Annotated in this window: 7 protein-coding genes; 4 read left to right on the forward strand and 3 right to left on the reverse strand. The window is 71.1% G+C overall.

The genetic code is table 11. From position 1 onward, the window contains the following. Positions 1-51: 51 nt before the first annotated feature. The 3 genes from ACFWP5_RS51475 to ACFWP5_RS51485 form a co-directional block, all read right to left on the reverse strand. The gene (locus ACFWP5_RS51475; RefSeq protein WP_384174071.1) at positions 52-807 is read right to left on the reverse strand and encodes a transglycosylase SLT domain-containing protein; all 756 of its coding nucleotides are present in this window, start codon (positions 805-807) and stop codon (positions 52-54) included. A 298-nt stretch (positions 808-1,105) separates the two neighbouring features. Beyond that, positions 1,106-2,341 carry an S-adenosylmethionine:tRNA ribosyltransferase-isomerase gene (locus tag ACFWP5_RS51480; protein ID WP_384174074.1) on the reverse strand — a complete coding sequence of 412 codons (1,236 nt, stop codon included), beginning with the start codon at positions 2,339-2,341 and terminating at the stop codon, positions 1,106-1,108. Continuing rightward, positions 2,338-3,033 (reverse strand): SDR family NAD(P)-dependent oxidoreductase, encoded by a 696-nt coding sequence (locus ACFWP5_RS51485; RefSeq protein WP_384174077.1) that lies wholly within the window; start codon positions 3,031-3,033, stop codon positions 2,338-2,340. Before ACFWP5_RS51485 ends, ACFWP5_RS51480 begins: the two co-directional genes overlap by 4 nt. A gap of 186 nt (positions 3,034-3,219) precedes the next feature. Between ACFWP5_RS51485 and ACFWP5_RS51490 the strand changes: the two genes are divergently transcribed. From ACFWP5_RS51490 to ACFWP5_RS51505, 4 genes are all read left to right on the forward strand, one after another. Continuing rightward, positions 3,220-4,365 (forward strand): GAF domain-containing sensor histidine kinase, encoded by a 1,146-nt coding sequence (locus ACFWP5_RS51490; protein ID WP_384174079.1) that lies wholly within the window; start codon positions 3,220-3,222, stop codon positions 4,363-4,365. Beyond that, positions 4,358-4,999, forward strand: coding sequence for a response regulator transcription factor (locus tag ACFWP5_RS51495; protein ID WP_329246968.1), 642 nt, complete (start codon positions 4,358-4,360; stop codon positions 4,997-4,999). The genes ACFWP5_RS51490 and ACFWP5_RS51495 overlap by 8 nt, the downstream gene beginning before the upstream one ends. A gap of 167 nt (positions 5,000-5,166) precedes the next feature. Next, the gene (locus ACFWP5_RS51500; RefSeq protein ID WP_043685053.1) at positions 5,167-5,406 is read left to right on the forward strand and encodes a chaplin; all 240 of its coding nucleotides are present in this window, start codon (positions 5,167-5,169) and stop codon (positions 5,404-5,406) included. Positions 5,407-5,620: 214 nt separating this feature from the next. Beyond that, positions 5,621-5,860, forward strand: coding sequence for a chaplin family protein (locus ACFWP5_RS51505; protein ID WP_384174083.1), 240 nt, complete (start codon positions 5,621-5,623; stop codon positions 5,858-5,860). Positions 5,861-6,104: the final 244 nt, after the last annotated feature.

The raw sequence follows: 6,104 nt of genomic DNA on the forward strand, positions 1-6,104 counted from the left end.
GGGTGCCCCCCTTCGGCGACGATACCGTGACCCAGAGGTCCGCCGGAGGCCTCAGTACGCGCTGTTGACGTTGTCGATCGAGCCGTACCGGTCGGCCGCGTAGTTGGCCGCGGCGGTGATGTTGGCGACCGGGTCGTAGATGTTCGACGAGGTACCGGAGACGTGGTACGCGTTGAACGTCGGCTGGATGACCTGGAGCAGGCCGATCGACGGGGTGCCGTTGACCGCGTTGACGTCCCAGCCGTTGATGGCGCTCGGGTTGCCCGAGGACTCCCGGATGATGTTCTTGTACAGGCCGTTGTACGAGCCCGGGATGCCCTTCTGCTTCATGATGTCCAGCGCCTGGTTGATCCAGCCGTTGAGGTTGTTGGCGTACGTCTTCGCGGCGACGGGCTGGATCTTGACGCGCTCGGTGGAGCGGCTCGCGGCCTTCTTGGCCTTGCGGGCGGCCTCCGCCTTCTTCTTGGCGGCGGCCGCGGCGGCGGCCTTCTTCTTCGCGGCGGCGTCCGCCTTGGCCTTCGCCGCCTTCGCCTTCGCGTCGGCCTTCGCCTGGATCGCCTCGGTCTTCACACTGGCACCGGCGAGCTGGTCGGTGACGCTGGCCTTGACGCCCTTGATGGGCTCCGAGCTGTACGCCACCTTCGCCGAGGTCGCGGCGTCGCTCGTGGTCGTCCCGGCGTCGCTGGGCACGGCGGAGAAGGCGAGGGCGGCGGCGCCGAGCGTGGCGACACCGGCGAGCGCGATCTTGTGCTGCCTGGTCAGCTTGGTCAGGCGACTATGACCAGGAGTGTTCGAGTTCTTGGGCATGGCGGATGGACCTCTTCGAATTGCGCGGAGGTCGCTCACCGTCCGGCGGGGACGCGGGTGCTTCCGGCACAAACGCCGCGGAGGGAATCCACGGCGCTGAGCGACGGCTGCAATTCTTAGCGGCCGCAAAAACCCCTGGCAAAGGTGTGACGTACGATCCCGGGTAGTTGACCGGTCCAGGGCAAAACGGGACAGACGGGACCGTCTGTCCCGCTCAAGCGGGGCGCCCATATCTCCTATGTCCGCTAGTACGTGATCTGCGCCCTATGTGCGGGCTCACATCGGTCGAGCGCCGACCTCACCCATAGTTGCGGGAGCAACGCACCGCGTAAGGGCCCTCCTCCGGGAGGATGAGATGCACGTCCCCGAACTCGTGCCACAGGTAGAGCCCGCGCAGCGCCTCCTCATAACTGCGGTCGACAGCGGCCCGCCCGGCGACCGCCTCCAGCATCAGCAGATGCGAGGCCTCCGGCTCGTGCAGCCCGGTCAGCAGCCCGTCCACGACCCGCACACCCCGCTCCGGCGTGACGACGAGATCCGTCCACCCCGCACGCGCGCGTACGGCCCCGTCGTCCCCGGCGGCCGACTCCACGGCCCGCACGGCGGTGGTCCCGATCGCGATCACCCGCCCGTCCCCGGCCCTGGCCGCGTTGATCAACCGGGCCGACGCCTCCGACACCGCGAACCGCTCCGGATACGGCGGCTCCTGCACCTCGGCCGAGGCCACCCCGGTGTGCAGGGTGATGGGCGCGAACTGCACGCCCCGACTCACCAGCTCCGCCACGAGCCGCGCGGTGAAGGGCCGAGCGGCACTGGGCATCTCCGCACTGCCCGTCCCCTCCTCCGTGGGCAGCGAGAACACCGTCTGGTAGACGGAGAGGGGCTGGTCCCGCTCCGTATAGGAGTAACGGATGGGCCGCCCGTGCTCCCGAAGCAACGCGAGCACGCTCGACACCGGTCCTCCATGCCCGGGCGTCCCGGTGCCCGGCGACTCCGCCCCGGGCACCCGTGCCCCCGCCACGTCCGGGCCCACCACTTCCGGCTCCGCCGCACTTGTCCCGGGCACAGCCGGCCCTGTTGCTCCCGGGTCCGGCACCCGCACTCCCGACACCCGCCCCCACCACAACCGCTCACCCCGCGCGCTCAGCGGCTCCTCCAGGACCAGCCGCACCCCTCCGGGCAGCCGCACCTCCACGCCGGCCGGGCCGCCCGCACGCGCGCGTGTGGTGCCCTTTCCATCCGGCTCCCGCAGCTCGACCACCCACCGCCCGTCATCGCCCCACGTGGAGAAATGCACCACCACGCGTGCGTGCCCGATCCACCCGTCCACCGCCGCGGCGAGCGTCGGCGACGTGTTCACGACCAACAGATCCCCGGCCCGCAGCAGCCGCGGCAGCTCCGGGAACGCGTGATGCGACACCTCGGTACCCCGCGACACGAGCAGTCGTACGGCATCCCGGTCGAGCCCGGGCCCACGCTGTTCGGCCGGCACGCGCGCGGACAACTCCTCCGGAACCCGCACGGCCACGGTCATCGCTCCTCCAGCAGGGCCGGTGCACCGTAGCGACCGCTCGCCGGACGCTCGTCCAGCAGCCGCAGGAAGGCCGGCACCACTCCTGCCGGAGACGGCCGGGGATCGTCGTCGTCCGGTACGGCCGCCGCGTACAGGTCCGTGCCCATGTCCCCGGGGTCGACCGCCCACACCCGCAGCCCGGGCTCCTCCGCGCCGAGCACGGCCGCGAGATGGTCCAGGGCCGCCTTGGAGGCCCCGTAGCCGCCCCACGTCTCGTACGCCTCGGCCGCCGCGTCCGAGCTGACCGTGATCACCGCACCCGCCCGCGAGGCCCGCAGCAGCGGCAGCGCCTCCTGGACCAGGCCCAGGGCGGCCACCACGTTCACCTCCAGGGCCCGCCGCAGCCCGTCCAGGGTCAGCTCCTCAAGGCGTACGAGGGGCTCGGCGCCCAGCGCGCTCGCGTTGCTCACGAGGAGGTCGACGCCGCCCAGCTTCCCGGCCGCGGCCACCAGCTCGGCCCGGTGCACGGCGTCCGTGACGTCCCCGGGAACGGCCTCCACGCGCGTGCCGTACGCGGCGACGGCCACCGCTGCTTCCCTCAGCACCCCCTCGGTCCTGGCGTCGAGCACCAGGTCCCAGCCGCGCGCGGCCAGGGCCTCGGCGAGTGCCCGCCCCAGTCCCTTGGACGCCCCCGTGATGATCGCTACCGACATGACACACACGTCCCCTCGTCCACTACGCCTCCGTCGGCGTGCCCCCAACGTAGGAACGGGACCGCCCCCGCCGCGTCGGACCGGGGCCGCAGTCCACCGGGGCCCTTCGCCCTAGGTCCACCGGACCAGACGAAGGCCGTCACCGGCCCGATCCGCGATGTCACACCCCGCCGGTACCGTGAGGACATGAGTCAAGGTCCACGGTCCGGCCTCGCGGCGGTGAGTTCCGCGCTGCTGGCCATGAGCAGGCATCTGGAGGTGCGCGACGTCCTCAAGACGATCGTCGCCTCGGCCCGCGAGCTGCTCGACGCGCAGTACGCCGCCCTCGGCGTCCCCGACGACCACGGCGGCTTCGCCCAGTTCGTGGTCGACGGCGTCAGCGACGCCCAGTGGAAGGCCATCGGCCCGCTCCCGCGCCAGCACGGCATCCTCGCCGCGATGCTGCACGAGGCCAAGGCCGAGCGCCTCGCCGACGTCCGCGAGGACCCCCGCTTCGAAGGCTGGCCGGCGGCCCACCCCGACATGTCCGACTTCCTGGGCCTGCCCATCCGCGACGACGACGAGGTCATCGGCGCGTTGTTCCTCGCGAACAAGAACTGCCCCAAGCCGAACGGCGGTTGCGGCTTCACGGAGGAGGACGAGGAACTGCTCTCCATCCTCGCCCAGCACGCCGCCATCGCCCTCACCAACGCCCGCCTGTACGAGCGCAGCCGCGAGCTGACCATCGCCGAGGAGCGCTCCCGCCTGGCACACGAACTGCATGACGCGGTAGCCCAGAAGCTGTTCTCTCTCCGCCTCACCGCGCAGGCCGCCGCCACCCTCGTCGACCGCGACCCCTCCCGCGCCAAGGGCGAACTCCAGCAGGTGGCCGCGCTCGCCGCCGAGGCCGCCGACGAACTGCGCGCCGCAGTGGTCGAGTTGCGCCCCGCCGCCCTGGACGAGGACGGACTGATCGCCACCCTGCGCACCCAGATCCAGGTCCTCGACCGCGCCCACACCGCACGCGTGACCTTCACGGGCCGCGGCTTCCGAGCTGTTCCCGCCGCCCAGGAGGAGGCACTGCTGCGCGTCGCCCAGGAGGCCCTGCACAACGCGCTGCGGCACTCCGGCGCGGAGCACGTCGCCGTGACCCTGGAGCGACACGGCTGCGGAGCGGTCCTACGGGTCACCGACGACGGCAGCGGCTTCGAACCCCAGTCGATCCGCCGCGCCGGACGCCACCTCGGCCTGGTCTCCATGCGCGACCGGACGAACGGCGTCGGCGGCACGCTGACCGTGGAATCGGCGCCCGGAAAGGGCACCACGATCGAGATGGAGGTCCCCGGTGGCTGACCCAATCAAGGTGCTGATCGTCGACGACCACCAGGTCGTCCGCCGGGGCCTGCGCACCTTCCTGGAGGTGCAGGACGACATCGAGGTCGTCGGCGAGGCGGCCGACGGCGCCGAAGGAGTCGCCCGCACCGAGGAGTTGAAGCCCGACGTCGTCCTCATGGACGTCAAGATGCCGGGCATGGACGGCATCGACGCCCTGCGCAGACTCCGCGAACTCGACCACCCCGCGCGCGTGTTGATCGTCACCAGCTTCACCGAACAGCGCACGGTGATCCCCGCCCTGCGCGCGGGCGCCGCCGGTTACGTCTACAAGGACGTGGACCCGGACGCCCTGGCCGGCGCCATCCGTTCCGTCCACGCCGGCCACATCCTGCTCCAACCCGAGGTCGCGGGCGTCCTGTTGTCCCAGGAGGAGTCCAACTCGGGGCAGGGGCGAGGCGGTTCACTCACGGAGCGGGAGCGCGAGGTGCTCGGCCTGATCGCGGACGGCCGCTCCAACCGCGAGATAGCCCGCGCCCTGGTGCTCTCCGAGAAGACGGTCAAGACCCACGTCTCGAACATCCTGATGAAGCTCGACCTGGCGGACCGCACCCAGGCCGCCCTGTTCGCCGTACGCCACGGTCTGACGAGGTGATCCGCCGAGGTGAGCGGGGCGCGACGGCAACACGGAACGTCTCGTTCCGGGCTGAGATTCATACCGTCGTGGGAATGTCCCCCGAATGGCGCATCCTTCGTCGATCTCCGCCGTTCTCCAGTGCGTGCCGCGGCGCCTGCCGCGGTGATCGCTAGGAGGGCTCAGAAGTGAAGAACCTGAAGAAGGCAGCGGCCGTGACGATGGTGGCCGGCGGGCTGGTAGCCGCCGGTGCCGGGCTGGCCTCCGCCGACGGCCTGGCGAACGGCCAGGCCGTCGGTTCGCCCGGCGTCGGCTCGGGCAACGTCGTCCAGGTCCCGGTGCACGTCCCGGTCAACGCGGTCGGCAACAGCGTGAACGTCATCGGCGTCCTGAACCCCGCCTTCGGCAACCTGGGCGTCAACCGCTGACGCAGGTCGCCGCGCGACAGTGACCTCCGGCCTCCCAGGGCGCTCCTTGGGAGGCCGGTCCGTTCGTCACCTGGTCACCTGGTCGGCTTGTCGCGCCAATGATCCGAACGGGCAGTCAAACGCGCATGTCCGTGCCGTTTTCGCCCTGGCCCGCGTTGATCAGCGCACGACCCGCGGCCGGGTCGGTCACGCAATCGCAGGAGGAACGCTTCTCATGAACATCGCCAAGAAGGCCGCTGTGGCCCTCACCGTCGCCGGTATCGCCGCCGGCGCCTCCGCCGGTGCCGCTTTCGCCGACGCCGATGCCGACGGCGCGGCCGTGAAGTCCCCGGGTGTCGGCTCGGGCAACGTCGTTCAGGTCCCGGTCCACGTCCCCGTCAACGTCGTCGGCGACAGCATCAACGTCATCGGCCTGCTGAACCCCGCGTTCGGCAACAAGGGCATCAACGACTGAGGCCCACAGCACAAAAGAGGGGCCCCACGAGTCAACGACGACTCGCGGGGCCCTCTTTCTGTAGACCGCACTTCTCTGCTGCCGCGCGGCACGATCAGCCCGCCCGGCATTTCCAGCCCAGACCGGCGAATCCAGCCTGTTGGCCTTTCCGGCTCAGGCCGGCGAATCCAGCCCGCTGGCCTTCCCAGCACAGGCCCGCAAAATCCAGCCCGTCCGGCGTTTGAGGACGAGGCCCCTTCAGGGC

Source organism: Streptomyces sp. NPDC058469 (genome assembly GCF_042721125.1).
GTDB lineage: Bacteria > Actinomycetota > Actinomycetes > Streptomycetales > Streptomycetaceae > Streptomyces.

Bases quoted from the DNA above. Each gene is read 5' to 3' on its own strand.
- ACFWP5_RS51475 (WP_384174071.1), bottom strand. From the start codon at position 807: ATGCCCAAGAACTCGAACACTCCTGGTCATAGTCGCCTGACCAAGCTG.
- ACFWP5_RS51480 (WP_384174074.1), bottom strand. From the start codon at position 2,341: ATGACCGTGGCCGTGCGGGTTCCGGAGGAGTTGTCCGCGCGCGTGCCG.
- ACFWP5_RS51485 (WP_384174077.1), bottom strand. From the start codon at position 3,033: ATGTCGGTAGCGATCATCACGGGGGCGTCCAAGGGACTGGGGCGGGCA.
- ACFWP5_RS51490 (WP_384174079.1), top strand. From the start codon at position 3,220: ATGAGTCAAGGTCCACGGTCCGGCCTCGCGGCGGTGAGTTCCGCGCTG.
- ACFWP5_RS51505 (WP_384174083.1), top strand. From the start codon at position 5,621: ATGAACATCGCCAAGAAGGCCGCTGTGGCCCTCACCGTCGCCGGTATC.